The sequence below is a fragment of the Kitasatospora sp. NPDC051702 genome, from assembly GCF_040681575.1.
In the GTDB taxonomy this organism is placed as follows: Bacteria; Actinomycetota; Actinomycetes; order Streptomycetales; family Streptomycetaceae; genus Kitasatospora.
This window is the reverse complement of the sequence record NZ_JBFAZB010000044.1, coordinates 41386-65995: the sequence shown is the minus strand read 5'-3', so window position 1 is coordinate 65995 and position 24610 is coordinate 41386. Positions and strand designations below refer to the sequence as shown.

The 24610-nt window shown below is 75.0% G+C and carries 26 protein-coding genes; 14 read left to right on the top strand and 12 right to left on the bottom strand.

Annotated elements, in window-relative coordinates:
* Positions 1 to 5: 5 nt before the first annotated feature.
* The 5 genes from AB0N04_RS29830 to AB0N04_RS29810 form a co-directional block, all read right to left on the bottom strand.
* Positions 6 to 2000: a FixH family protein gene (locus AB0N04_RS29830; protein WP_360213209.1), complete on the bottom strand. Its 1995-nt coding sequence runs from the start codon at positions 1998 to 2000 to the stop codon at positions 6 to 8.
* Positions 2001 to 2015: 15 nt separating this feature from the next.
* Positions 2016 to 2522, bottom strand: a complete 507-nt coding sequence (locus AB0N04_RS29825; RefSeq protein ID WP_360213207.1) for a copper chaperone PCu(A)C — start codon at positions 2520 to 2522, stop codon at positions 2016 to 2018.
* Complete coding sequence (locus AB0N04_RS29820; protein ID WP_360213205.1) at positions 2519 to 3184, bottom strand: SCO family protein; 666 nt, start codon at positions 3182 to 3184, stop codon at positions 2519 to 2521. Before AB0N04_RS29820 ends, AB0N04_RS29825 begins: the two co-directional genes overlap by 4 nt.
* A gap of 79 nt (positions 3185 to 3263) precedes the next feature.
* Positions 3264 to 4028 (bottom strand): YcnI family protein, encoded by a 765-nt coding sequence (locus tag AB0N04_RS29815; protein WP_360213203.1) that lies wholly within the window; start codon positions 4026 to 4028, stop codon positions 3264 to 3266.
* Positions 4029 to 4208: 180 nt separating this feature from the next.
* Positions 4209 to 5042 carry a hypothetical protein gene (locus AB0N04_RS29810; RefSeq protein WP_360213201.1) on the bottom strand — a complete coding sequence of 278 codons (834 nt, stop codon included), beginning with the start codon at positions 5040 to 5042 and terminating at the stop codon, positions 4209 to 4211.
* Positions 5043 to 5271: 229 nt separating this feature from the next.
* On the opposite strand from AB0N04_RS29810, the gene AB0N04_RS29805 reads away from it, so the two are divergent.
* Positions 5272 to 5910 carry an ATP-binding protein gene (locus AB0N04_RS29805; RefSeq protein WP_360213199.1) on the top strand — a complete coding sequence of 213 codons (639 nt, stop codon included), beginning with the start codon at positions 5272 to 5274 and terminating at the stop codon, positions 5908 to 5910.
* 84 nt (positions 5911 to 5994) lie between these two features.
* On the opposite strand, the gene AB0N04_RS29800 is transcribed toward AB0N04_RS29805, so the two are convergent.
* Positions 5995 to 6978, bottom strand: a complete 984-nt coding sequence (locus AB0N04_RS29800; protein ID WP_360213197.1) for an LAETG motif-containing sortase-dependent surface protein — start codon at positions 6976 to 6978, stop codon at positions 5995 to 5997.
* A 204-nt stretch (positions 6979 to 7182) separates the two neighbouring features.
* On the opposite strand from AB0N04_RS29800, the gene AB0N04_RS29795 reads away from it, so the two are divergent.
* Together AB0N04_RS29795 and AB0N04_RS29790 are read left to right on the top strand one after the other, a co-directional pair.
* Positions 7183 to 7413 (top strand): hypothetical protein, encoded by a 231-nt coding sequence (locus AB0N04_RS29795; protein WP_360213195.1) that lies wholly within the window; start codon positions 7183 to 7185, stop codon positions 7411 to 7413.
* 32 nt (positions 7414 to 7445) lie between these two features.
* Positions 7446 to 8789 (top strand): amidase, encoded by a 1344-nt coding sequence (locus AB0N04_RS29790; protein WP_360213193.1) that lies wholly within the window; start codon positions 7446 to 7448, stop codon positions 8787 to 8789.
* Here the strand turns inward: AB0N04_RS29790 and AB0N04_RS29785 are convergent.
* Positions 8786 to 9451 carry a TetR/AcrR family transcriptional regulator gene (locus tag AB0N04_RS29785; RefSeq protein ID WP_360213191.1) on the bottom strand — a complete coding sequence of 222 codons (666 nt, stop codon included), beginning with the start codon at positions 9449 to 9451 and terminating at the stop codon, positions 8786 to 8788. The genes AB0N04_RS29790 and AB0N04_RS29785 overlap by 4 nt on opposite strands.
* A 143-nt stretch (positions 9452 to 9594) precedes the next feature.
* Between AB0N04_RS29785 and AB0N04_RS29780 the strand changes: the two genes are divergently transcribed.
* Positions 9595 to 10464 carry an alpha/beta fold hydrolase gene (locus AB0N04_RS29780; RefSeq protein WP_360213189.1) on the top strand — a complete coding sequence of 290 codons (870 nt, stop codon included), beginning with the start codon at positions 9595 to 9597 and terminating at the stop codon, positions 10462 to 10464.
* On the top strand, positions 10461 to 11090 hold the full coding sequence (locus AB0N04_RS29775) for a TIGR03086 family metal-binding protein (protein ID WP_360213187.1): 630 nt from the start codon (positions 10461 to 10463) through the stop codon (positions 11088 to 11090). Before AB0N04_RS29780 ends, AB0N04_RS29775 begins: the two co-directional genes overlap by 4 nt.
* 29 nt (positions 11091 to 11119) lie before the next feature.
* On the opposite strand, the gene AB0N04_RS29770 is transcribed toward AB0N04_RS29775, so the two are convergent.
* Positions 11120 to 11245 (bottom strand): hypothetical protein, encoded by a 126-nt coding sequence (locus tag AB0N04_RS29770; protein ID WP_360213185.1) that lies wholly within the window; start codon positions 11243 to 11245, stop codon positions 11120 to 11122.
* A gap of 203 nt (positions 11246 to 11448) precedes the next feature.
* On the opposite strand from AB0N04_RS29770, the gene AB0N04_RS29765 reads away from it, so the two are divergent.
* Complete coding sequence (locus AB0N04_RS29765) at positions 11449 to 12270, top strand: integrase (protein ID WP_360213183.1); 822 nt, start codon at positions 11449 to 11451, stop codon at positions 12268 to 12270.
* Positions 12271 to 12372: 102 nt separating this feature from the next.
* Here the strand turns inward: AB0N04_RS29765 and AB0N04_RS29760 are convergent, their stop codons facing one another.
* Together AB0N04_RS29760 and AB0N04_RS29755 are read right to left on the bottom strand one after the other, a co-directional pair.
* Entirely contained in the window at positions 12373 to 13332 is a 960-nt protein-coding gene (locus AB0N04_RS29760; protein ID WP_360213181.1) for a pirin family protein, read from the bottom strand.
* A 125-nt stretch (positions 13333 to 13457) separates the two neighbouring features.
* Entirely contained in the window at positions 13458 to 13886 is a 429-nt protein-coding gene (locus tag AB0N04_RS29755) for an SseB family protein (protein ID WP_360213255.1), read from the bottom strand.
* A 292-nt stretch (positions 13887 to 14178) separates the two neighbouring features.
* On the opposite strand from AB0N04_RS29755, the gene AB0N04_RS29750 reads away from it, so the two are divergent.
* Positions 14179 to 16008, top strand: a complete 1830-nt coding sequence (locus AB0N04_RS29750) for an acyl-CoA dehydrogenase (RefSeq protein ID WP_360213179.1) — start codon at positions 14179 to 14181, stop codon at positions 16006 to 16008.
* Positions 16009 to 16405: 397 nt separating this feature from the next.
* A complete protein-coding gene (locus tag AB0N04_RS29745; protein ID WP_360213177.1) occupies positions 16406 to 17716 on the top strand; it encodes a M18 family aminopeptidase in 1311 nt (436 codons plus the stop codon).
* Positions 17717 to 17820: 104 nt separating this feature from the next.
* Here AB0N04_RS29745 and AB0N04_RS29740 read toward each other — a convergent pair whose 3' ends face one another.
* A complete protein-coding gene (locus AB0N04_RS29740) occupies positions 17821 to 19635 on the bottom strand; it encodes an NHL domain-containing thioredoxin family protein (RefSeq protein ID WP_360213175.1) in 1815 nt (604 codons plus the stop codon).
* 117 nt (positions 19636 to 19752) lie between these two features.
* Between AB0N04_RS29740 and AB0N04_RS29735 the strand changes: the two genes are divergently transcribed.
* Positions 19753 to 19998: a hypothetical protein gene (locus tag AB0N04_RS29735; protein WP_360213173.1), complete on the top strand. Its 246-nt coding sequence runs from the start codon at positions 19753 to 19755 to the stop codon at positions 19996 to 19998.
* 23 nt (positions 19999 to 20021) lie between these two features.
* Here AB0N04_RS29735 and AB0N04_RS29730 read toward each other — a convergent pair whose 3' ends face one another.
* The gene (locus AB0N04_RS29730) at positions 20022 to 20546 is read right to left on the bottom strand and encodes a GNAT family N-acetyltransferase (protein WP_360213172.1); all 525 of its coding nucleotides are present in this window, start codon (positions 20544 to 20546) and stop codon (positions 20022 to 20024) included.
* 91 nt (positions 20547 to 20637) lie between these two features.
* Between AB0N04_RS29730 and AB0N04_RS29725 the strand changes: the two genes are divergently transcribed.
* The 5 genes from AB0N04_RS29725 (at position 20638) to AB0N04_RS29705 (ending at position 24589) form a co-directional block, all read left to right on the top strand.
* Entirely contained in the window at positions 20638 to 21126 is a 489-nt protein-coding gene (locus tag AB0N04_RS29725; RefSeq protein WP_360213170.1) for an LURP-one-related family protein, read from the top strand.
* Positions 21127 to 21237: 111 nt separating this feature from the next.
* On the top strand, positions 21238 to 21660 hold the full coding sequence (locus AB0N04_RS29720) for a DUF350 domain-containing protein (protein WP_360213168.1): 423 nt from the start codon (positions 21238 to 21240) through the stop codon (positions 21658 to 21660).
* A gap of 164 nt (positions 21661 to 21824) precedes the next feature.
* Positions 21825 to 22394: a GNAT family N-acetyltransferase gene (locus AB0N04_RS29715; RefSeq protein ID WP_360213166.1), complete on the top strand. Its 570-nt coding sequence runs from the start codon at positions 21825 to 21827 to the stop codon at positions 22392 to 22394.
* A gap of 88 nt (positions 22395 to 22482) precedes the next feature.
* Positions 22483 to 23400, top strand: a complete 918-nt coding sequence (locus AB0N04_RS29710) for a hypothetical protein (protein WP_360213164.1) — start codon at positions 22483 to 22485, stop codon at positions 23398 to 23400.
* Positions 23401 to 23692: 292 nt separating this feature from the next.
* Positions 23693 to 24589, top strand: a complete 897-nt coding sequence (locus AB0N04_RS29705) for a class I SAM-dependent methyltransferase (RefSeq protein ID WP_360213162.1) — start codon at positions 23693 to 23695, stop codon at positions 24587 to 24589.
* The last annotated feature ends 21 nt before the right edge of the window (positions 24590 to 24610 follow it).

Sequence of the window (24610 nt, the reverse complement as noted above, 5' to 3'; positions counted from 1 at the left end):
CGAGGTCAGCCGATCTTGAACTGCTGGGTGGGGGTGGTCTGGTCGATGTCGGAGGAGCGGATCTGCACCGACACGACCCAGGTGCCGGTCAGCGGCAGCTGTGCGGAGCCGCTCCACCGGCCGGTGCCCTCGGGGGTGAGCGCCACCGGCAGCGGGCCGAGGTCGCGGTCCGGCAGGGTGAAGGCCAGCTCCACCTCCGGGACCTCCACCGGCTGGCCGTCCGCGCCGTCCAGCTTGAGGTGCACCTCGTTGGGGCCGGTCCGGGCCGGGTTGAGGGTGACGGTCGCGGTGCCCTTGGCGTTCGGCGTCCGGCCCTTGGTGTCGTACGGCAGCTTGAGCTCGACGGTGCGGCCGGGCTCGGTCTGCGGGGCGGGTGCGTCCCCCGCCGCAGGGCCGGCCGGGGCGGGGGCGGCGGCCCCGGCCTTGACCTCTCCCGCGACCCGTCCGGGCGGGGAGTTGGTGAGCAGGGTGGTGACCACCAGGACGGCCACCGCGACCGCCGCCTCGACCAGCACCGAACGGCGCAGTCCGGCGCGGGTCGGGGTCAGCCCGCGGTCGCGTCCGGCGCTCTGCCGGGCGGCCTGCTGGCGCTCCAGCTGGGCCTGCCGGACCGGGTCCGCGGACCGCGCCGCGGCGCCGACCGGCTCCGGCACCTCGGAGGGTTCGACCTCGGCGGCCTCGGCCGGGGCCGAGCGCAGCCGGGCCAGCCAGGAGCGGGAGGTCCACGCGACGCCCAGCATGGCGAGCACGCAGCCGGTCTTCACCAGCAGCAGCCGCCCGTACTCGGTGCCGGTCAGGGCGCCCCAGCTGCCCAGGCCGCGCCAGGACTGGTAGAGGCCGGTGGCGACGAGCACCGCGACCGCACCGAAGGCGATCCGGGAGAAGCGGTCGACGACCTCGGCGCCGACGCCCTCGCGCAGGCCGACCAGCAGCGCGGCCAGGCCGCCCAGCCAGAGCGCCATCGCGATCAGGTGCAGCATGCCGAGTGGCAGCGCCAGCCAGACCTGGATGCCCACGGCGGCGTGGTCGGCGCCGACCCAGGTCGCCGACAGGGCGACGGCCAGCACCAGCCCGGCGACCCCGAGGCCGAGCCGGGCCTCGCGCTGGGGCCGTTCGGCGGCCCGCTGCTCCAGCTCCCGCAGTTCGGCGTCCTCGGCGTCGGCCTCCGCCTCCGGGCCCCCGGCACCGGTCGCGGCGGGCCGGGCGGGCTGCCCCAACTGGCCGACCAGCAGCGAGAGGAACACCCCGCTCGCGGCGAGCAGCAGCAGCCGGGCGGCCAGCGCGGTGCCGATCCGCTCGTCCAGGGTGGCGCGCACCAGGGAGAGGTCGAGCGCCTTGCCGATCCCGGAGCCGCGCTCGTACGGGCCGCGCAGCATCAGGACCGCGACGGTGGAGGCGAGCAGCGCCGTCCAGCCGGTCATCAGCAGCCGCTGCACCCGGCGCCGGGCCGCCCCGCCGGGCCAGCAGAGCAGGACGAACCCGGCGACGCCGGCGAGCAGGGCGAACGCGGCGTAGGCGACGGTGCGACCGGTGCCGTAGAGGGCGGCGACCAGGCCGTCGGCCTTGGCGCCCTGCAGCGCGGTGGCGGACACCGAGGTGTCCGAGGGGGCGCCGACGGAGAAGGTGAAGGCGCCGCCGATCGGGTGCGAGTCCTCCGAGACGGCCCGCCAGGCCACCGTGTAGGTGCCGTTGGCGAGTCCGCCGCGCAGTCCGACCCGGGCGGTGTTGGACTTGCCGTCGGCGTGCCCCGGGTCACCGCTGTCGACGGCCTTGCCGGCCGGGTCGAGCACCCGGACGGAGTCGCCGGACAGCGAGACGGACTCGCTGAAGGTCAGCGTGACGGCCTGCGGGGCTGCGGCGACCACCGAGTTCTGGTGCGGGTCGGTGGATTCCAGGGTGGCGTGCGCGGAGGCCGGTCCGGCGCCGGCGAGCATCAGCGCGAGCAGCGCGCCGAGCACTCCGAGCAGTCCGGCGATGCGGCGGTGGGAGGCCTTCTCCATGCTGGCGGGTCCCCTCTAGCTGTGGCCGGGTCGGTAGGTGAGCTCCTTGACCGGCACCTTGACCGACAGGGTGCCGGATCTGGCGAAGGTCAGGTCGAGCTCCAGCTCGTCGCCGAGCGCGGGGGCCTTCTGCCATCCCATGATCATCAGGTGGGTGCCGCCGCGGGCGAACTGCAGCGCGCCGTGCGCGGGCACGTCCAGGCTCTCGACCTGCTCCATGCTGGACTGGGTCGACCGGTGCATGGTGACGGACTCCGCGCCTGGGCTGCTGACCTTCACCAGCTGGTCCCGGCCGCCGTCGTTGCGCACGGTCAGGTAGCCGGCGGCCATCCCGCCGGCCGGCGGGAGCGGGATGTAGGAGTCGGCGAAGCTCAGCCGCGCGGGCCCGCCGCCGGCGCCGTCCTGGCCGCCCGCCCCGCAGGCGACCAGGATGGCGCCGCCGCCCAGGGCCGTCGCCAGCACCGCGCCGGTGAGCGCCGTGCGCCGGAAGCCGAGCGCCGGGCGGCCGGTCCGCGCGCTCACGCCGCGACTCCCTTGGCGAGCAGGGGCAGGTCGTGCTCGTAGGTCTTCTCCTCGGTGCCGCTCAGGTAGAGCACGTGCGCCTTGTCGTCCGACGGGAGGAAGGCCAGCACCTGGGCGCCGTGGGTCGAGGTGACGGTGCCGTCCGGGTTGACCACCGGGTCCTCGATCATGATGCCGAGCGACCGGGCGGCGGTCTTGACCTTGGCCAGGTCGCCGGTGAGGCCTATGAAGTCGGTGCCCATCGAGTCCAGCCAGGTGCGCAGTACCTTCGGGGTGTCGCGCTGCGGGTCGGTGGAGACGAAGACGACGTCGATCTTCTGCCGCTCCTCGGCGGGCAGGGCCTTCATCGCGACGCCGATGTCGCCCATGGTGGTCGGGCAGACGTCCGGGCAGCTGGTGTAGCCGAAGAACAGCAGCGTGCTCCTGCCGGCGGTCTTCTGCCGCAGGTCGTACGGCTGGCCGGAGGTGTCGGTCAGCTGGAGGTCGGGCTTCTCGAAGTTCTTGCTGAGCACCGTGCCCTGGTACGGCGAGTCGGCCTTCTGCTGGGTGACCTTGGCGGGGGCCGAGCCGCCGGAGGAGCCGCAGGCGGACAGGGTCAGGGCGGCGGCGAGCGCGACGGCGGCCGCGCCGGCCAGGCGGGTGGTGCGGGTGGTGCGGGGCATGGGGTTCCGATCGTGCGCGGTGGAGCGCCGGCGGGGCCGGCCCCGGGGAGTGCCCGGGGCCGCCCCGCCGGCGGACGGGTCAGTTGGCGGAGCCGCTGCTCCGGCGGCGCAGGCCGAGCACGCCGACGGCGGTGCCGATCACGCCGACCACGATGCCGACCACGCCGAGCACCCGGGCGGTGGAGTCGTCGGCCTTCTTGCCGCCGTCCGCGGCCGCGGCGTGGTCCGAGCTGTCGCCGTGGGCGGCCGCGGTCGGGGAGGCGGTGACGCCGTGGGAGTCGTCGTGGCCGTCGCCGGCGGCGGCCTTGGTGAGCTTCAGGACGGGGGCGGGCTTGGCCGGCTCCGGCTGGCCGTCCTTGGACTCGTCGATCCAGCGGACGACGTCGCCGTTGTCGTAGCTCTGCAGGGCCTTGAAGACCAGGCTGTCGGCGTCGGTCGGCAGCGGGCCGAGCGAGACCCGGAACTCCTGGAACTGGCCGGGGGCGATCTTGGTGCCGGCGTCGGCGGTCCAGGTGATCTTGGAGACGGCCTCGTTGACGTCGCTGCCGTGGACCTTCAGCGGCTTGTCGAGCTTGGCCTTCTCGACGGTCGCGGTCCAGCCCGGCATCGGGAGGGTCCGGACGGAGGCCAGCGGGTGGTCCAGCGGGAGGTTGACCTCCAGCTTCACGGTCGAGGCGGTGTCGCTCTCGTTCGGCACCCGGAAGTCGACGGCCGTGTAGCCGCCCTGCTGGGCCGCACCGGGGTTCACGGTGACGTGCGCGAACGCGGGGCCCGCCAGCGCGACCACGGAGGCGGCGGCGGTGAGGGCGACGGCGGCGAGACGACGGGTGGGAAGGGAACGCATGATGCGGGGTCTCCGATCGGAGCTCGGTGGCCGGCCCGCTCCCGGGCGACGGTGGGACCGTGCCTCGGCGGGGCCGTGCGGGGGGCGTGGGGGCTGAACCGGGGGCCGCCGCGAGCAGGACGCGGGAACGGCCCGGACGCCGCGCACCCGCGCGAACCGGCACCAAGGAGCCGGGACGGGCTAGTACGCGGGGGCCCCGCACGGCGGACCGCGCCGCACCACGCTGTGCCGCAGCGCGGCACCCGCCGGGAGCAGGACCTCCCCGCCCCGGGCGGCGAACCGGCGCACCGGCCCGGCCGCGCCGAACAGCCCGCGCAGCAGCGCGGCCACCAGGACCAGGGCCGAACGCAGCGGCGCCGCCCAGTGCTCCCGGGCCGCCGAGGCGGCCACCCGCACCAGGCGCCACAGGGCGGCCTCGCCGCGCCGCAGCCACCAGCCCGCCACCAGCGCGGCGGCCAGGTGCCCGGCCAGCATCGACGGCGTCATCCCGAACACGCCGCCCTGCCACCACGGCGCGACGGCGTAGGCGTTCGGGTCCAGGCCGGCGGAGGAGACCAGCTGCTCCGCGGACGGGGCGCCCGGCAGGCCGGCCAGCGTGCCGGGCCGGCCCTCGTTGCAGATCAGTCGGCCGGCCACCTGCGGCAGGGTCAGCGGGCCGGAGCCGCCGTGGTGCATCCCGGCCATCCCGGCCATGCCGGCGGCCTGGCCGCCGAGGCCGTGGAAGAGGCAGTGCAGGGCGAGCTGGCCCGCGCCGAGCGCACCGGCGATGGCAGCCAGCGAGCGCTCCCGCCCGCCGCACGCCACCGCGAGCACCAGCACCGCGGCGAAGCCCGTCGCCAGCGCCGTCGGCGGTACGTTCCCGCCGCCGGCCAGGGCGTGCCCGGCGGCCGCTATCAGGGTGCAGACCAGCGCGAACGGGACGGCCCTGAGGAGCCGCAGGTCCCAGGCGGCGGCCCCGACCGGCGCGTCCGGTGCGGGGGCGCCCGGGAGCGGGGCGGCGGCGAGGGCAGTCATGGCCGGGACATCATCTCATCGCGTACACCGCCGACGCGGGCAGGGTGGGAAATCCCTACGAATGCCCCGTTCGGCGGCGGCGTGCAGGGCGGTGAGTGCGCCACTCGGCACAGACCACGGCCCCAGTCCATCCGCCGAACGGGCGGCAGCGGCCCCCGGGCACGGTTCACCGCGGAATCGCCCGGAGATACCTAGTTGTATGTGGAGCCGCAGCCAGGAGGGACCTCCCGTGGACATCTGGTGGACTCTGCACCTCAAGCGCGACCCGGCCAGCGTTCCGCTGGCCCGCCGCATCCTGCTCGGCGCCATGGCGACCGCGGGCGTCGACCCGCAGGTCGCCCACGACCTCGGCGTCGCGCTCAGCGAGGCCTGCGCCAACGCCGTCGAGCACGGCGCCGCCGGCCGGCCCGACGACGGCTTCCAGGTCACCGCCTCGATCAGCGGCGACCGGCTGCGGATCGAGGTCGTCGACTCCGGCCCGGGCCTGCCCGCCCCCGCGGCGGTGGCCGTGCCGCCGCTGCCGCACCGCCGGCCGGCGCCCCCGGTGCTGCGGCCGCTCGCGCACCGCCGCCCCCGGCGCGGTCGCGCCACCGTCCCGGCCCGGGTGCTCACCGCCCACCGCCCCCGCCGCGACGGCCACCCGTACGACACCCACGTGCTGCCGGCCCGCCCCCCGGCGCCGAGCCTGCGGCCGGTCGACCTGGACGCCCTCCCGGACCTCACCGCCGAGTCCGGTCGCGGCCTCTTCCTCATCCACGCCCTCACCGACCACGTCCAGCTGCGCAACCATCCGCTGCGGGGGGCCATCGTGAGCTTCGACAAGATCCTCAAGTGGCAGGACGGCGCGCTGCTGCGGGCGGCCTCCTGACGCGGGCCGGGGCCGGAGCGGGCCGACGCCGAGGGGCCCGGAGTGCAGCACTCCGGGCCCCTCGGTCGTTCATCCGCGGACGGCTCAGCCCTGCGAGCCCGCCTTGCGGCGGCGCAGGAAGAAGAGGGTGCCGGCACCGGCGGCCAGCACCGCGGCACCGCCGAGGGCGATCGGCAGGGTGTTGGAGTCGGCACCGGTCTCGGCCAGGTGCGGGCCGGCCGACGGCGAGGCCGAGGCGGCGGGGCGGGCGGCGGCCGTGGTGGCGGTGGTGCCGGTGGCCGGGGTGCCCGGGGCGGCGGCGTCGACGACCTTGAAGAGGTCGTTGACGCGGTAGTCGCCGCCGAAGTTGAGGCAGCTGTCGGTGGCGGGGGCGCCCGGCACGTCCTTGCGCTCGAAGGTCTCGGAGTTGACGCTCAGCTGGGCGAAGTAGGGGGAGACGAGCGCCTTGTCGGTGGCCGCGAGGCGCACCTGGAAGGTGAGCTTCTCGCCCTTGGCGATCTTGTACTCGCCCAGGTCCACCATCAGGTAGGACATGTTGCCCTTGACGCTCTCCGGCGCGGGGGTCTTCCAGTCGCCACCGGGCAGCTTCACCTGGATGGTGAAGGACTCCTTGCCCCAGGTGACCGGGTTGGCAGCGCCCTCGGTCTGGCCGGCGTCGCTGAAGAGGAAGTAGCCGTCGACCTTCTTGAGGTCGACCGTGCTGGTGTTCTCGAAGGTGACCGTGGCCTCCTGGGCCGGCCCGCCCTTGACCAGGGTGGCCTTGGCGAGCCCGGAGCCGGTGACCTTCAGGTCCTGGTGGAGGACGCCGTGGCAGGGGCCGCCGCTGGGGGCCGGCACCGGCGGGGTGGGCAGGTTCGTCGGCGGCTTGGCGGTCGCCGTCGCGGTGGCGCTCGGGGTCGCCGTCGCGGTGGCGCTCGGAGTGGCCGTGGCGCTGGGGGTGGCGGTGGCGCTCGGAGTGGCGGTCGCGGTCGGGGTGATGCCGACGGCACCGGCGGAGGCGGCGCCGACCGTGGCGCCGAGGGAGAGCGCGACCAGGGTGGACGCGGCCAGAAGGCGGGAAGAGCGCACGATGAGTGCTCCAGCTTTGGGTGAAATGAGTCCGTTTTGGGGCGACTTGAGCCTCGGCGAATGGCGCCGTCGGCTGTCGCGCCCGTGACCCTATCGGGTTCCGGTGGCTGAATTCGATCGGGATCGGCATTTTCCGATCGCACGGCTGCGGAGCGTGTCCGTGCCCCGGTTGCCGGAGCCGGGGGGCGGTCGGACGATGGATGGATGATGCACCAGATGCGAGCCGAGTACGGGGCCGGGGGTGCGGCCGGCGAAGTGCGGTTGTGGCACATGGTCCGGGGGGCGGAGAACGTGGCGATGTGCGGCCGGGAGCTCGATGCGGCCGCGCAGGTGCGGGACGCGGTGGACTGGGGCAAGACCCCCGAACTCTGCTGCCACACCTGCGGGGCGTACTTCCTGCGCGAGCAGCCGTACCTGGCGGCCGAGCACCCGTAACGGTCGCCGGCGCCCGGTCTATCGTGATCGGCATGGAACAACCCCTCGTCCGGCCAAGGTCGTTGAGTCGTGAGGCCGCCGAACTGCGCTCCGGGAGCCGGGACCCGTCCGAGCACGTCGACCGGTTCTGCGGGCTGGTCGAGCGGGTCGACCCGCTGATCCACGCGTTCGTCCCGGAGCCGGGCCGGCACGACCGGCTGAGCGCCGGGGCGCGAGCGCTGTCCGCGCGGTACCCGGACCGGGCCGGGCGGCCGCCGCTGTACGGGGTGCTGGTCGGCATCAAGGACGTCGTGCACGTGGACGGCCTGCCCACGCACGGCGGTTCGGCGCTGCCGCCGGGGGTGCTGGCCGGCCCGCAGGCCGTGGTGGTGGACCGGCTGCTGGCGGCGGGCGCCCTGGTCGCGGGCAAGACGGTGACCGCCGAGTTCGCGGCGAGCGCGCCCGGCCCGACCCGCAACCCGCACCACCCGGGGCACACCCCGGGCGGCTCCAGCAGCGGCTCGGCGGCGGCGGTCGCGGCAGGGCTGGTGCCGTTGGCCGTCGGCACCCAGACGGTGGGGTCGGTGATCCGGCCGGCCGCGTACTGCGGGGTGGTGGGCTTCCGGCCGACGTACGGGCGGATCCCGACGGCCGGGGTGCTCCCGAACGCGCCGAGCTTCGACACCCTCGGGGTGTTCACCGCCGACCTGGCCGGGGCGGCCCTGGCGGCCGCGTTGCTCTGCGACGACTGGCGGGCCGGCGAGGAGCGGGCCGGCGAGGAGCGGGCCGGCGAGGAGCGGGCCGGGGCGCCGGTGCTGGGCGTGCCGGGCGGGTCCTACCTGGAGCGGGCCGAACCGGCGGCGCTGCGGGCCTTCGAGGCGACGCTGGCCCGGCTGGAGCGGGCCGGGCTGACGGTGCGCCGGGTGCCGCTGTTCCCGGACTTCGCGGAGATCACCCGCCAGCTGCAGACGATCAACCGCTTCGAACTGGCCCGCAGCCACGCGGACTGGTTCGCCCGGTTCGGCGGGCTGTACCGGCCGGAGACGGTCGCGAGCATCCGGGTCGGCCAGGGCGTCGCGGCCGAGGACCGGGCGGCCGCCCTGCAGGCCAGGGAGCGGTTGCGGGAGCGGGTCGCCGGGGCGACCGCCGCGGCCGGGGTGGACCTCTGGCTGGCGCCCTCGGCGACCGGCGGTGCGCCGGAGGGCCTGCACACCACCGGGGACGCGGTGATGTCGCTGCCCTGGAGCCACCTCGGCCTGCCCGCGGTGAGCCTGCCGGCCGGGCGGACGGCGGACGGGCTGCCGCTGGGCCTGCAGGTGGTCGGCGCGGCGGGCGGCGACGAGGCGCTGCTCGGCCGGGCGGCGCTGCTGGAACGGGTGCTGGCGGAGACCGCCTAGTTCGCGCCCTGGGCCGGGCCCGGGCTCAGGTCCGGGTCGGCAGGGTCGGTGGCCTCGGCGCGCAGCAGCCGCAGCAGGAGGCGGCCGGCCCGCTGGTACGGGGTGTCGTCCTCGTGCAGCACGGCCTGGGCGTTGGCCGTCTCCAGGACGGCGACCAGGGCGAAGGCGAGGTCGTCGAGGTCGGTGCCGGGCCGCAGTGCGCCGGCGTCGCGCGCCCGGGCGAGGGCGTCCGCGAGCACGCCGTGCCACTCCACGGCGCACTCGGCGAGGGCGTCCCGGACGGCCCCCGGGCGGGCGTCGAACTCGGCGGTGACCTCGTAGAAGAAGCAGCCGCCGGGGAAGACCCGGGCCCGCGAGTAGGCCAGCCAGCTCTCGCAGAGGGCGCGAGCCCGGCCGAGGCCGGGCGGGGTGTCGGCGACCGGGGCGACGACGGCGTCGGCGAAGATCCGGCGGGCGGCCCGGACGGTGGCGAGCTGCAGTTCCTCCTTGGAGCCGAAGCCGGCGAAGACGCCGCTCTTGCTGAGGCCGAGGTCGGTGGCGAGCCGGCCGATGGAGAGGGCGTCGAGGCCTTCGACGGAGGCGACGGCGACGGCTCGGCGCAGGACGGCCCGGCGGGTCTCCTCGCCGCGCAGGACCCTGCCGTCCGTGGTCGGTCCGGCCATCGTCCACCCCCGTGCTCGTCCGGTGCGTGCTGCCCAGGGTAGTGGGCGGGGCCGTCCCGGCCCCATAAAACTGCACGAACGATCGTGCTAATATCTCGCCCCGAGCACGGCCCCACGCCCGTCAGCACCGACAGGGAGACCCGATGGACCCGGCCCAGGCACTGATCCGCACCGTCCTCAACCCCGCCGCACGGCTCGCCCCCGGCCCGGCCGGCCGGGCCGCGTTCGAGCTGTTCCAGCGCCCGCTGCGACGCAGCCGGGTGCGCCCGGCCGAGCAGGACGTCCACCGGGAGGCCGCCACCGAGCGCCTCGTCGTGAACGGCAAGCCCGTGGTCGGGTACCGCTGGGGCGACGGCGAACGGCCCGTCCTGCTCCTGCACGGCTGGCGCTCCCGCGCCTCCCGGTTCGCCCCCTTCGTGCCCCGGCTGCGGGAGCTCGGCCTCAGCGCCGTCGCCTTCGACGCCCCCGGCCACGGCGACTCCGGCGGGCGGACCACCAGCGTGCTGGAGTTCCGCGAGCTCGCCCTGCTGCTCCAGGAGCGGTACGGCCCGTTCGAGGGGGTCGTCGCCCACTCGCTCGGCGTCTGCGCCGCCTTCGGCGCACTGGCCGACGGCCTGCGGGCGGGCCGGATGGCGGCCGTCTCCGGGGTGTCCGAGGTCGGCTTCTTCCCCGCCGCCTTCTGCGCCGGGCTCGGGCTGAACGGCGCCGTCGAGCGCGCGCTGCGCCACCGCGTCGAACGCGAGCTGTTCGGCGGGGACGCGGGCGTCTGGGAGCGTTACGACGCCGCCCGCCGGAGCGCGGCGGTCGACCTGCCGGTCCTGGTGCTGCACGACGAGGGCGACGACGTCGTCCCGCTGGCCCAGGCGCACCGGCTCAAGGAGGCCTACGCCGATCGGCTGGACCTGGTCGTCACCCGGGGCCTCGGCCACCGCCGGATCGTCGCGGAACCGGCCGTCGTTGACCAGGTGATCGGATTCCTGTCCGCCGCCGGCCCGGAGGTCGCCGCCGCATGAAGCTCGTCGGACTGCACGCACAGGTCGAACTGCACGCCCGGTCCCTGGAGTTGGCCGCCGAGGTGGTGGACACCGTACGGCCGGAGCAGCTCGACCTGCCGACCCCGTGCGCGGGCTGGCCGCTGCGCCGGCTGCTGGCGCACGTCGTCGGCCAGCACCAGGGGTTCGCCGCGGCCGCCCGCGGAGCCGGGCCCGACCTCGCGCTCTGGGCGGACGCCCCGGTGGGGGACGATCCGGCGGGCGCCTTCCGGCGCACCGGCGCCGAACTGACCGCGGCGTTCCGGGAGGCCGCGGCGGCCGGCCGGGCGGCCGTCCGGCTCCCGGAGATCCGCCCCGACGCGGCCGTCCCCACGGACCTGGCGGTGGGCTTCCACCTGCTCGACACCCTGGTGCACGGCTGGGACGTCGCCGCCGCGGTCGGCGCCCGGGCCCCGCTGGTCTCCGCCGTGGACGCCGACGAGGCGCTGGCCGCCGCCCTGTCGGCGGTCGCCGAGGCCGTCCCGGCGGCGCCGGAGAACCGGACCCCGGGCAAGGCCTTCGGTCCGCGGCTGGAGCCGGACGCGCGGGGCGGCCGGTTCGAGCGCGCGCTGGCGCTGCTGGGCCGCGACCCCGCCTGGCGGCCCTGACCCGGCCGGGGCCCGTTCCGTCCGGAGGGTCAGGTCCGCGCGTGCCGGCCGCCGCGCTGCTCGTCGGGGAAGCGCGGCCCGCCGATCAGGAAGAGCAGCGCGGCGGTCGGAAAGCCGAGCGAGGCGGCCACCAGCACGATGAACTGCCAGACCATGTCCTGCTCCTCGTCAGTCCCGGGCCGCCCTGACACCCGAAGGTGCTACCAAACCTGAGTGGCCCTGATTGGCCGAATTGTCCAGTCCTTATCCGACGGTATGGCCGAATTGCCCCGGCTGCCACCGGGCGGCGGGGACCGGCCCGCGCCACTCCGGCGCACGGGTCTGGGCGTGGGCCGGGGGCGGCGGCCACACTGTCGGGATGCAGCTACAGCTCGCAGGGGAAGCACGGCGGCCGGACCGCGAGAGCGAGGACTTCGCGGCGGCCTCGCCGGAGGCGCTGGTACTGCTGGACGGTGCGAGTTCGCCGACCGGCCTGGAGTCCGGGTGCCGGCACGGGACGGCCTGGTACGTCCGCCGGCTGGGCGTGCACCTGCTCGCCCGGCTCACCGACCGGGTGGACCGCTCGATCGCCGAGTGCCTGTCCGACGCCATCGTGGAGACGGCCGCCCTGCACGGCGGCCGCTGCGACCTCGGGCACCCCAACACCCCGGCCGCGATGGTGGTCGCCGCCCGGCGGCACGGCGAGTCGCTGGAGTACCTGGTGCTCGGCGACTCGCTGCTGGTGCTGGAGTACAAGGAGGGCCCGCCGAAGGTGATCGGGGACAACCAGCGCTTCCCCGGGGGGGAGGGCCTGCGCCGGCAGGTCTGGTCGACCGTCCCCGGCACGGCCGAGCGGGCCGCGCTGCACCTGGAGTACGCGCTCGCCGTCCGGGCCGCCCGCAACCGCGGCAACGGCCCGTGGATCGCCGCGGCCAGTCCGAAGGCCGCCGGGCACGCCGAGACCGGCTTCGTCCGGCTGGAGCGGCTGCGCGCGCTGGCCGCCCTCACCGACGGCGCCTCGCGCTACACCGAGCGCTTCGGGCTGGGCAGTTGGGCGGACGTGCTGCGGCTGCTCGCGGAGTCCGGGCCGGCCGAGCTGATCGCCCAGGTCCGCGAGGTCGAGCGGGCCGACGCCGCCTGCGAGCGCTGGCCGCGCGGCAAGGCGCACGACGACGCCTCGGCGCTGTACGCCCTGTTGTAGCGGTGCGCGCGGCACCGCGCGGGGGTGCGCGGCACGACGACGGCCCCCCGGGCCCCGTGCGGGGGGCCGGAGGGCCGTCGTCGTGCGGGCCGGGCGCCGGTGTCAGGAGGCGTCGGTCGGGATGGAGCCGAGCCGCCCGGCCTGGAAGTCCTCCATGGCCTGCTGGAGCTCCCGGTGGCTGTTCATCACGAACGGGCCGTACCAGGCGACGGGCTCGCGGATCGGCTGTCCGCCGAGCAGGATCACGTCCAGGTTGGGGTGGCGGGAGTCCTGCCGGGCGTCGGCGGTGATGGTGATGGTGTCGCCCTCGCCGAACACGGCCGCCTGCCCGGTGCGGATCGGGCGGGCCTCGGCGCCGACGGTGCCGTCGCCGTTGAGGACGTAGGCGAGCGCGTTGAAGTCGGGCCGCCAGGGCAGGGTGACCCGGGCGCCCGGGGTGATGCTGGCGTGCATCAGGGTGATCGGGGTGTGGGTGACGCCCGGCCCCTGGTGGCCGTCGATTCCGCCGGCGATGAGCCGCAGGATCGCGCCGCCGTCCGGGGTGGAGAGCAGCTTGACGTGGCCGCCGTGGATGTCCTGGTAGCGCGGTGCGGTCATCTTGTCGGAGGCGGGGAGGTTGACCCACAGCTGGATGCCGTGGAACAGGCCGCCGGTCGCCACCAGGGACTCGGGCGGGGTCTCGATGTGCAGCAGGCCCGAGCCGGCCGTCATCCACTGGGTGTCGCCGCCGCCGAGGTGGCCGCCGCCGCCGTGCGAGTCCTTGTGGATGAACTCGCCGTCGATCAGGTAGGTGACCGTCTCGAAGCCGCGGTGCGGGTGCCAGGGCGTGCCCTTGGGCTCGCCGGCGGCGTACTCCACCTCGCCCATCTGGTCCATCATGATGAACGGGTCGAGGTACTTGGTGTTGATCTTGGCGAAGGCGCGGCGGACGGGGAAGCCCTCGCCCTCGTAGCCCTCGGGTGCGGTGACCACGGTCAGGACCGGACGGGCGCTCGTGGTGGCGGGGTCCGGGGTGGCGACGCGCGGCAGAACGAGCGGGTTCTCGACGGTCACGGCGGGCATGTCGGCCTCCTTCGGGGGGTTCCTCTGGCCTACGTCCACGAGAATAGTTCAATCCTCAACAACAAGCAAGTTGAAAATTGAACCAAGTGGTGACGAAGGAGCCGGGGCTCCTCCCCCGGGGTGGGCTAGCCGTACATCCGGCGCATCGTGAAGTCGACCATCTGCTCGACGGCCTTGGCGTCGAACACCATCCGGTGCTCGCCCTCCATGTCCAGTGCGAAGCCGTAGCCGGTCGGCAGCAGGTCCAGCACCTCGGCGCCGGTGACGGTGAAGTGCTTGGAGTCCTTGCCGGCGTAGCGGCGCAGCTCCTTCAGCGAGCTGAACATCGGGATCACCGGGGTCGGCGTGTTGTGCAGGGCCAGGAAGCCGGGCCGGTCGCCGCGCGGGCAGTGCACCTTCGAGGTGATGAAGATGGCCTGGAAGTCCTCGACCGCCATCGAGCCGGTGGTGAAGGCCCGGACGGCGTCCGCCAGCGAGGGCGGCGAGGGTTCGGGGTAGAGGGACTGCTGCTGGGACGTCTGCGACTGCGCGCCGTAGGCGTCGGCGCCGGGCATGCCGTTCATGCCCGGCTGCGGACCCGCCTGCTGCTGGTAGGGGTCGCCCGGGTATGCGTTCTGGTCATATCCGTACACACGGACAGGCTAGCGGGAGCGCGGCCGCTCGTGCGGGCGTCGATCCTGACAAGGAGTGGTCGGCCCGGCTTGTGGGACGTGACCACGTTCATAGCGGATTCACCGCCGGGGGCTTGCCCAAGTTACCGCTGGGTAGCATCATGATGCCTACTGGTGGGTACGGGGCGCCCGAACGCGGCGGTCTCCCGGAAGCGACGAACCGGAGAAAACGGCCATGGGTCACTACAAGTCCAACCTGCGGGACGTGGAGTTCAACCTCTTCGAGGTGTTCGGTCGCGAGCAGGTCTACGGCACCGGACCGTTCGCGGACATGGACGTCGAGACCGCGAAGAACATCCTGAGCGAGATCTCGCGCCTCGCCGAGAACGACCTCGCCGCCTCGTTCGCCGACGCCGACCGCAACCCGCCGGTCTTCGACCCGGAGACCAACACCGCGCCGGTCCCCGCCTCGTTCAAGAAGAGCTACCAGACCTTCATGGACGCCGAGTGGTGGCGCCTGGGCATCCCGGAGTCCATCGGCGGCCAGGTCACCCCGAACTCGCTGATCTGGGCCTTCGCCGAGCAGATCCTGGGCTCGAACCCGGCCATCTGGATGTACTCCTCCGGCCCGGCCTTCGCCGGCGTCATCGCCGAGGAGGGCACCCCGGAGCAGCTCGAGGTCGCCAAGCGGATGACCGACCGCCTCTGGGGCTCCACCATGGTCCTCACCGAGCCCGACGCGGGCTCCGACGTGGGCGCCGGCCGCACCAAGGCGATCAAGCAGGAGGACGGCTCCTGGCACATCGAGGGCGTGAAGCGCTTCATCACCTCGGGTGAGCACGACATGTCCGAGAACATCATCCACATGGTGCTGGCCCGCCCCGAGGGCGGCAAGCCCGGCACCAAGGGCCTGGGCCTGTTCATCGTCCCCAAGTTCGACTTCGACTGGGAGACCGGCGAGCTCGGCGAGCGCAACGGCGTCTACGCCACCAACGTCGAGCACAAGATGGGCCTCAAGGCCTCCAACACCTGCGAGATGACCTTCGGCGCCAAGCACCCGGCCAAGGGCTGGCTGCTCGGTGAGACCGTCGACGGCATCCGCCAGATGTTCAAGATCATCGAGTTCGCCCGCATGATGGTCGGCACGAAGGCCATCGCCACCCTCTCCACCGGCTACCTGAACGCGCTGGAGTACGCCAAGGAGCGCGTGCAGGGCGCCGACATCTCGCAGTTCCTGGACAAGACCGCCCCGCGCGTCACCATCACCCACCACCCCGACGTGCGCCGCTCGCTGCTGACCCAGAAGGCCTACGCCGAGGGCATGCGCGCGCTGGTCCTGTTCACCGCGTCCACCCAGGACGACATGATGGCGGCCAAGCTCCGCGGCGAGCGCGACGAGGCCGCCGAGCGCCTGAACGACCTGCTCCTGCCGATCGTCAAGGGCTACGGCTCGGAGAAGTCCTACGAGCAGCTCGCCCAGTCCCTGCAGACCTTCGGTGGCTCCGGCTACCTGCAGGAGTACCCGATCGAGCAGTACATCCGGGACGCCAAGATCGACACCCTGTACGAGGGCACCACCGCGATCCAGGGCCAGGACTTCTTCTTCCGCAAGATCGTCAAGGACGGCGGCCAGGCGCTGACCGCGCTGTCCGAGCAGATCCAGAAGTTCCTCGGCTCCGCCGAGGGCGGCGACGCCCTGGCCGACGAGCGCGCCCTGCTCGCCAAGGCCGCCGGCGACCTGGAGGCCATCGTCGGCAAGCTGCTGGCCGACCTCTCCTCGGTCGAGCAGGACGTCAAGAACATGTACAAGGTGGGCCTCAACACCACCCGCCTGCTGCTCGTCTCCGGCGACGTCGTGGTCGGCTGGCTGCTGCTGCGCCAGGCCGCGGTGGCCCTGGCCAAGCTGGAGGCCGGCGCCTCGGAGAAGGACGTCCCGTTCTACCAGGGCAAGGTCGCGGCCGCCCGCTTCTTCGCCAAGAACGTGCTGCCGACCGTCACCCCGCAGCGCCTGATCGCCGAGGGCATCGACAACGAGATCATGGAGCTGGCGGAGGAGGCCTTCTAAGGCCCGCACCCACCGACCGCCCGACGAAACCCTCACACCGAAGGGCCCGGCCTCCCGCCGGGCCCTTCGGCGTCCCCGGCGCCCGTGGTCCCCCGGCCCCGTGGTACAACTCCCTTCCGGCGGTGGAACGTCGGGGCCGCCGCGAACTGACGGCACGTCATCCACTCGGCCCCGTCGGGGTGGTGGCGGGCACGGACCCGCCCGCACCCGCGATGACCGTGCGCGACCGGAGGGGATCCCTGGGTGTGCGCCGCCCGGTGCGGCGTCACTTCACGGTTCCGTCCGCGTTCCGCATCCGTTGGGACGTTCCGAATGCCCTGTCCGTGTACGGGCATATGCTCAAGGTGCGAAGCCGACTCCCCATCCGGCTTCGACCCTCCCTCGACTCAGGAGCAGTATGTCGACCGCCGCCGCCCGCCAGGCATTCTTCGACCGGACGCACAGCGACGATCTGATCGCGTTCCTCGGCACCTCGCCGTCCCCGTACCACGCGGTCGCGAGCGCCGCCGAGCGGCTGGAGAAGGCAGGCTTCCGGCAGGTCGCCGAGACCGACGCCTGGGACGGCGCCGCCGGCGGCCGCTACCTGATCCGCGGCGGGGCGCTCATCGCCTGGTACCTGCCCGCGGGCGCCGGCCCCGAGACGCCGTTCCGGGTGGTCGGCACCCACACCGACTCGCCCAACCTGCGGGTCAAGCCGCTGCCGGACACCGGCTCGGCCGGCTGGCGGCAGGTCGCGGTGGAGATCTACGGCGGCGTTCCGCTGAACACCTGGCTCGACCGGGACCTCGGCCTCTCCGGCCGGCTGGCCCTGAAGGACGGCAGCTGGCGGCTGGTCCAGCTGGACGAGCCGCTGCTGCGCGTCCCGCAGCTCGCCATCCACCTGGACCGCCAGGTCAACGACGGCATGAAGCTCGACAAGCAGCGCCACCTCACCCCGATCTGGGGCCTCGGCCCGGTCGACGAGGGCTCGCTGATCTCCTACGTCGCCGAGCGCGCCGGGGTCGACCCGGCCGACGTGGCCGGCTGGGACCTCATGACGCACGACGTCCAGCCCGCCTCCTACCTGGGCCGCGACCGCGAGCTGCTGGCCGGCCCGCGCCTGGACAACCTGCTCTCGGTGCACGCCGCCACCGCCGCGCTCGCCGCCGTCGCCTCCGCCGAGGGCGCCGCCGACCTGCCGTACATCCCGGTGCTGGCCGCCTTCGACCACGAGGAGACCGGCAGCGAGTCCGACACCGGCGCGCAGAGCCCGCTGCTCGGCAACGTCCTGGACCGCACCGTGTACGCCCGCGGCGGCACCCCGGAGGACCGCGCCCGCGCCCTCGCCGGGACGGTCTGCCTCTCCTCGGACATGGGCCACGCCGTCCACCCGAACTACACCGAGCGGCACGAGCCGGGCCACCACCCGATGCCCAACGGCGGCCCGATCCTCAAGGTGAACGTCAACAACCGCTACGCCACCGACGGTGTCGGCCGGGCGGTGTTCGCGGCCGCCTGCGAGAGGGCCGGCGTCCCGTGGCAGTCGTTCGTCTCCAACAACGCGATGCCCTGCGGCACCACCATCGGCCCGATCACGGCGGCCCGCCTGGGCATCAGGACGGTCGACTGCGGCATCGCGGCGCTCTCCATGCACTCGGCGCGCGAGCTGTGCGGCGCGGAGGACCCGTACCTGCTGGCCAGCGCGATCAAGGCCTTCCTGGAGGGCTGACCGGACAGCACGGAGGGGCCCGGCGGAGCGTACGCGCTCCGCCGGGCCCCTCCGCCGTGTGCCGTCCCGTACCGGCCGGTGCCGCCCGCCGGGCGGTGCCGGCCCTACTCCATGCCGGCGAGCACCAGCGGCAGCCGGCGCGCGCCGTCGGCGGTCAGCTTCACCGGCACGCCCCAGTCCTGCTGGTGCACGTGGCAGGCCGGGAACTCGATCTCCGGGTCGTCGTCGCAGGACGCCGCCATCGCCGAGACGTGCAGCACGCCCTCGGTGACCGCGTCGGAGAGCACCAGCTCGCGGGAGAGGTCGCTGTCCGCGCCGGCACCGGAGACCAGCAGCTCGGGCGGGGTCGAACTGACCAGCAGACGGGTGGACGGGCCGTACCGCTCGTCCAGCTTCTGGCCGCTCGGCGCCGAGAACACCACGTCCAGCCGGAACGCGCCAGGGGCGACCTCGGTGGCCGCCCGCTGGGTGCGGTGCGCGACCGACTCGACCCGCACCGCCTCCTCCGGCAGCCGCAGCCTGGTCAGCCGGTGCCGGGCCGACTCGACCACCACGATGTCGCCGTCCACCAGCACCGCCCCGGAGGGCTCGCGCAGGTCGGTGGCCAGCGTGGTGACCTCACCGCTCACCGGCTCGAAGCGGCGCAGCGCGTGGTTGTAGGTGTCGCTGACCGCCACCGAGCCGTCCGGCAGCACCGTGACGCCGAGCGGGTGCTGCAGCAGCGCCTGCCCGGCCGCGCCGTCCCGGTGGCCGAAGTCGAACAGCCCGGTGCCGACGGCGGTGTGCACGGTGCCCGTTTCACGTGAAACCCAGCGCAGCGCGGAGGTCTCGGAGTCCGCGACCCAGAGCCGCTCGCCGTCCGCGGAGACCGCCAGACCGGACGGCTGGGCGAACCAGGCCTCGGCGACCGGACCGTCCACCAGGCCCTCGTTGGTGGTGCCGGCCGCGACGCCGACCGTGCCGGCGGCCGGGTCGTAGGACCACAGCTGGTGCACGCCGGCCATCGCGATCCACACCGCGCCGTCGAACCAGGCGACGTCCCAGGGCGAGGAGAGATCCACCTCGAGGGCCGGGCCGGTGGTCGCCGAACCCTGCCACCACTGGCGACCGGTGCCGGCCAGGGTGGTCACGCTGCCGTCCGCCAGCCGCACCCCGCGCAGTGCGTGGTTCACGGTGTCGGCCACGATCACGTCGTACTCCGAGCCCGCCGGCAGCAGCGCCAGGCCCTGCGGCTCGCTGAACCGCGGGCTGGTGCCGTCCACCAGACCGCGCTGCCCGTCGCCGATCCGCCGCACCACCGTCTCGCCGTCCTCGGCCAGCTCCACCAGCGAGTGGTGGCCGGAGTCGGCGACCAGGAAGTGGCCGTCGGCCAGGCGGACCGCCTTGCCGGGGAACCTGAGGTCCCCGGCGGTCGGCTCCGGCGCCACGTACGGGCCGTCGCCGCGGCGCAGCGTGCCCTTCGCGGCGTGCTCCGCCTCCAGCTCCTCCACCAGCCGGGCGATCGCGTGGGCGTGGCCCTCCCCGGCGTGCTGGGCGACCACGTACCCCTCCGGGTCGATCACCACCAGCGTCGGCCAGGCCCGCACCGCGTACTGCTTCCAGGTCGCCAGCGCCGGGTCGTCCAGCACCGGGTGGTGCACCTCGTACCGGGCGACGGCGTCCACCACGGCCCGGTGGTCCGCCTCGTGCACGAACTTCGGCGAGTGCACCCCGACGATCACCACGGTGTCGCGGTGCTTCTCCTCCAGCTCCCGCAGCTCGTCCAGGACGTGCAGACAGTTGATGCAGCAGAAGGTCCAGAAGTCCAGGACGGTGATCTTGCCCCGGAAGTCGGCGAGCGTGAGCTCCTTGCCGCCGGTGTTCAGCCAACCGCCTGCCCCGACCAGCTCGGGGGCGCGTACACGTGCACGAGATGCCATGCCTGTATCCAACCGCATCGCGCCCGGGCGGCATTCCGGGGCGCCGGCGGGGCGGGGGTCTGGGGTGGCGGGCGTGTCGGCGGGGGCGGCCGGCGGCTCCGTGCTGTCGTTGCCCGTATGACCACCTCACTCCTGATCCGGGCGGGGCTGACCGCCGCGACCGCCGTCCTGCTGGCCGCCGGTGCGGCCGCCCCCGCACCGGCCGCGGCCGCGCCGCGCGACGTCACCGCCGAGCAGTGCCGGGACGCCGGCGGCTGGGTGGAGGGCTCCGGCTACTGCGTGGGTGCCCTCGGGGACGACTACTGGGGGCAGCCCGTCGACGGGCAGGCCATCAACCCCCACCCGGCACCCGGGGAGGAGTGACCGCGCACCCCGGCGCCCGAGCCCTACGGCCGGAGGGGGAGCTCCGCCCGCCAGCGCAGCTCCCCGTCCTGCCGCTCCCCGGTGGGGGCGAGGCCGAGGGCGCGGGCCACCGCCGCGGAGGCGTGGTGGTCGGGGTGGACGTGGGCCGTCACGGTGCCGATCCCGGCGGCGGTCAGGTGGGCGAGCAGCGCGCGGGCGGCCTCGGTGGCCAGGCCGCGGCCCTGCCAGGGGGTGCCGACCACCCAGGCGAGTTCGGCGTTCCCGGCCCGCACGGTGGTCTGCACGTAGCCGGTCAGGCGGCCGTCGGCCCGCAGCCGCAGCACCCAGTTGCCCCAGACCTCCGCCGGGTCGGGGGAGCCCGCGGCGAGCCGGGCGTAGCGGGCGCGCAGCTCCTCGGCGGTGGCCGGGGCGCCGCCGGTGAAGGCGTGCAGGGCGGGGTCGGCGAGCACGGCGGCCATCTCCGCGGCGTGCTCCGGTCCGATCGGGAGCAGGTCGAGTCGCCCGCTGTGCAGCGGGGCCGTGGTGTCGGGTCGTCGCGGGGCGGTCATGGCGGTATTGAACGCCGTCGTGTGGCGGTGCTTCCGGGCGGGTGGGGGGATCGGGTCGAATGGGGGCCACGTCAACACGGAGGAGGCCGCTGTGCGGTACCTGGTCAGGGAGAAGCTGTTCGCGGTGGGCGACGACTACTGGATCGAGGACGACCGGGGGCACAAGGCGTACCTGGTGGACGGCAAGGTGCTGCGGCTGCGGCACACCTTCGAGCTGAAGGACGCGCACGGCCGGGTGGTCGCGGTGGTGAAGGAGAAGGCCTTCACCGTCCGCGACGCGATGAAGATCGAGGACGCGGACGGCGAGGTGGTCGCGACCGTCCGGGAGAAGCTGTTCACCCCGTTCCGCGACAAGTACCTGGTGGAGCTGGCCTCCGGCGGCGAGCTGAAGATCCACGGGAACCTGATCGACAAGGACTACCGGGTCGAGAACGAGCACGGCGACGAGCTCGCCCGGATCTCCCGCAAGTGGTTCCGGGTCCGGGACACCTACGGCGTGGAGATCGCCGACGGCGCCGACACCGGTCTGCTGCTGGCCGTCGCGGCCTGCGTCGACCACCTGGTGGCCGAGGAGGACTGACCGCGGGGGTTCCCGGATCCCCGGCCCGCCCTCACCCGCGTGGGGTATCTTTTGCCAACCCTTGACCGGTGCGGTCGGGGGACGGCGAGCGGACCGGGGGCTGGAACCACCATGAACGACATCCTGCACGGGCTCGGCGCGGCGGCCGCCTACGGAGCCGTCGGGGTGGTGCTGCTGCTCCTCGGCGTCGGCCTGGTCGACCTGCTGACGCCCGGCAGGCTCGGCCACCAGATCTGGGTCGAGCGCAACCGCAACGCCGCCGTCCTGCTCAGCTCGGCCCTGCTCGGCATCGGCGGCATCGTCTTCACCGCGATCATGTACACCTACGAGGACTTCGCCAAGGGCCTGGTCTCCACCGCCTGCTACGGCCTGCTCGGGCTGGTGCTGATGACCGTCGCCTTCTGGGCGGTGGACCTGCTCACCCCCGGGAAGCTCGGCGCGATCCTGGTCGAGCCCGAGCCGCACCCCGCGGTCTGGGTCTCCGCCAGCTGCAACATCGCGGTGGCGGCGGTGGTGTCGGCCGCGATCGCCTGAGCCGCGGCGGCCGGGTGGCCGGCACGGACGGGTGCGCCGGTCGAACCGTGCCGACCGGGGCCGTGGCTGACGCCGCGTCGGGCCGCACCGGCGGGCCGCGAGGAGGGGGCGGCGGGCGCCGCCGGCCTGCTGCGGAGCCGGGGCCCGGCCGGTAACGTACCGGCATGGCTGACCTTGAAGAACGCGCCGACGTCGTCGCGTCCGGTTCACGGCGGGCCGGAGCCGCGGTGGCCGTCAGACGGCGCCGCGTCACCGACCTCGCGGAGTGCGTCCGGCTGCTCGGCGACGTCCACACCACCGACGGCTACCCCGCCGACTGGCCCGACCGCCCCGCCGCCTGGCTGACCCCCGAGGGGCTGCTCGCCGCCTGGGTCGCCGACCTGGACGGCCGCCCGGCCGGCCACGTCGGCCTCTCCCGCAGCGCCCCCGGCGACGTCGCCCCCGCGCTGTGGAGCCACCGCACCGGCGGCAGGCCGGAGCTCACCGCCGTGATCGGCCGCCTCTTCGTCGCCCCCGGGGCGCGCGGCCACCGGATCGGCGCCCGTCTGATGGCGACCGCCGTGGTGCACGCCCGGATGCTCGGCCTGCACCCCGTCCTGGACGTCCTCGCCACCGACGCCCCGGCCACCGCGTTCTACCGCCGGCTCGGCTGGACCTGGCTCGGCAGCGGCGAGCAGCGGTGGGGCGCGGACCGCACGGTCGTCGTCCACTGCTTCGCGGCGCCCAGGGGATAGGCCCGGGCCCGCGGCTCCCCCGGCCGGGGGAGCCGGATCGTCGCCGGGGTGGAGGCCGCGGCGCGGGGGTGCGGGCGAGGCTGGGGCCATGGTGCGCAGCGGATGGCCGGTGGTCGGTTGGGGCGTCGTCTACGCCGGGTTCGGCGCGGGGTGCGCGGTCGGCGGGGTGGCGCTGTTCGGTGCACCGCGGCTGGGGTGGCTCGTCGCCGGGGCGGGTGCGGCGGCGGCCGCGGCGGGGGTGGCGGTGCGGCGGCGGCCGGCCTGGCGGCCGGTGCTGTGGCCGTTCTGCGGGCTGGCCGCGGTGGCGGCCTGGGGCCTGCTGATGGACGTGCTGGCGCTGCTGTTCGGGCAGGCCGTGGACAGCGTCCCGGGTGCGGTGCAGCACGCCCTGGCGGCGGTCGGGGCGCTGCTGCTGGGGTCGGCGGCCCGTCGGCGGTGGCCTGTCGCGGTCCGGACGATCGCCCCCTCGGAGGCCCCGGCGGCCGTCCAACTCGCGGCCTGGGCAGGGACCCTGGCCTTCGCTCCGTACGTCGCGATGAAGTCGATCTGGGCGTTCGGCGGCAGCTTCGCCGGGATCGACGGCGACGAGATGGACGCGATGTACGCGCGGGACGGGGCCTCCGGGCTCTGGCTCACCCTGGAGTCCTGGGGGATCGACGGCACCGTGCTGCTGGCGGCGCTCGGCGTGTTCCTGCTCTGGGGGCTGGTGCGCCCCTGGGGGCAGGTGTTCCCGCGCTGGGCCCCGGGGCTGTGCGGCCGCCGGGTGCCGCGCTGGTTGCCGCTCGCCCCGGCCCTGGTGGGCGCGGCCACGCTGGCGCCGTACGGGGTGGCCGGGATCGGCTACCTGGCGCTGTGCACGACGGGAGTGCTGGACGTCCGGCGGGGAGGTTTCGCCTCCGGGGCGGAGGCCCTGCAGGTGGGGTGGGTCGGGGCGGTGGCGTTCGCGGGGTACGGGGTGGCGCTGGCGGTGGCGACCCGGTCGTACTGGCGGCGGACCGGCGGCTGAGGCGGATTTGCGGAAACGGCAACAAAGCTTGCCGAATCGCCGGGAGGCGTCGCAGCCTGGCGGTGTCGGTCGGCGCCGTGCACCCGGCTGGTCCGGGCAGGTCCGACGGGCCCGGTGGGTTCGGCAGCGCCGGACGGTGCTCGGCCCGATGGCGCCGATGGCGCCGATGGCGCCGGGGCCCGATGCGGACCGGCCACCGCCCGCTACCGAGCGCCCGGCCCCGCCGCACCCGCCCCGGCGGGGAGGCTCCTCCCGCACCACCGTCAGCCCAGCCACGATCGGAGTGACCACGATGTCCGGACACCAGCACCAGCACCAGCACGGCCACGGCCACCACCACGGGCACGTCCCCGCCGCGGACTTCGACTGGGACGCGCTCGCGGACCACCTGGAGCGCGAGGCCGAGCTGCGCGCCCCCGCCGTGGCCGCCGCCGCGCAGTGGCTGCGCGCGCTGCCCGGCGCCGACCGGGCCGCCGTGCGGCGGGTGCTCGACGTCGGCAGCGGCCCCGGAGTGGTCGCCGGGCAGCTCGCGGACGCCTTCCCGGAGGCCGAGGTGGTCGCCGTCGACCAGTCGGCCGCCCTGCTGGAGCGCGCCCGGGCCCGCTCGGGCGGCCGCCTCGGCGTCCAGCAGGCCGACCTGCCCGCCGAGTTCGACAAGCTCGGCGAGGCCGACCTGATCTGGTCGGGCAACGCGATCCACCACCTCGGCGACCAGCAGGCCGCCCTGACCTCCCTCGCCGGCCTGCTGCGGCCCGGTGGCGTGCTCGCCGTCGCCGAACGCGGCCTGCCACTGCGCTACCTGCCGCGCGACTTCGGCCTCGGCCGGGCCGGCTTCCAGGCCCGGCTGGACGCGGCGCACGAGGACGGCTTCAGCACCATGCGCGCCGAACTGCCGGGCGCCACCGCGGAGGTGGAGGACTGGCCGGCGATGCTCGGCCGCGCCGGACTCGTCCCCGGCGGTACCCGCACCTTCCTGGTCGACCACCCGGCCCCGCTCGCCCGCCCGGCCCGCGAGCACCTGCACGCCCAGCTGAGCCGGCTCCGGGACCAGCTGGCCGGGACCCTCGATCCCGAGGACCGGGCCACCCTGGAGGCGCTGCTCGCCGAGGACGCCCCCACCGGCATCCTCCACCGCCCGGACGCCTTCTACCTCTCGGCGACGACCGTGCACACGGCGCGCCGGCCCTGACCGCCCGCCCCGGCCGCCCGC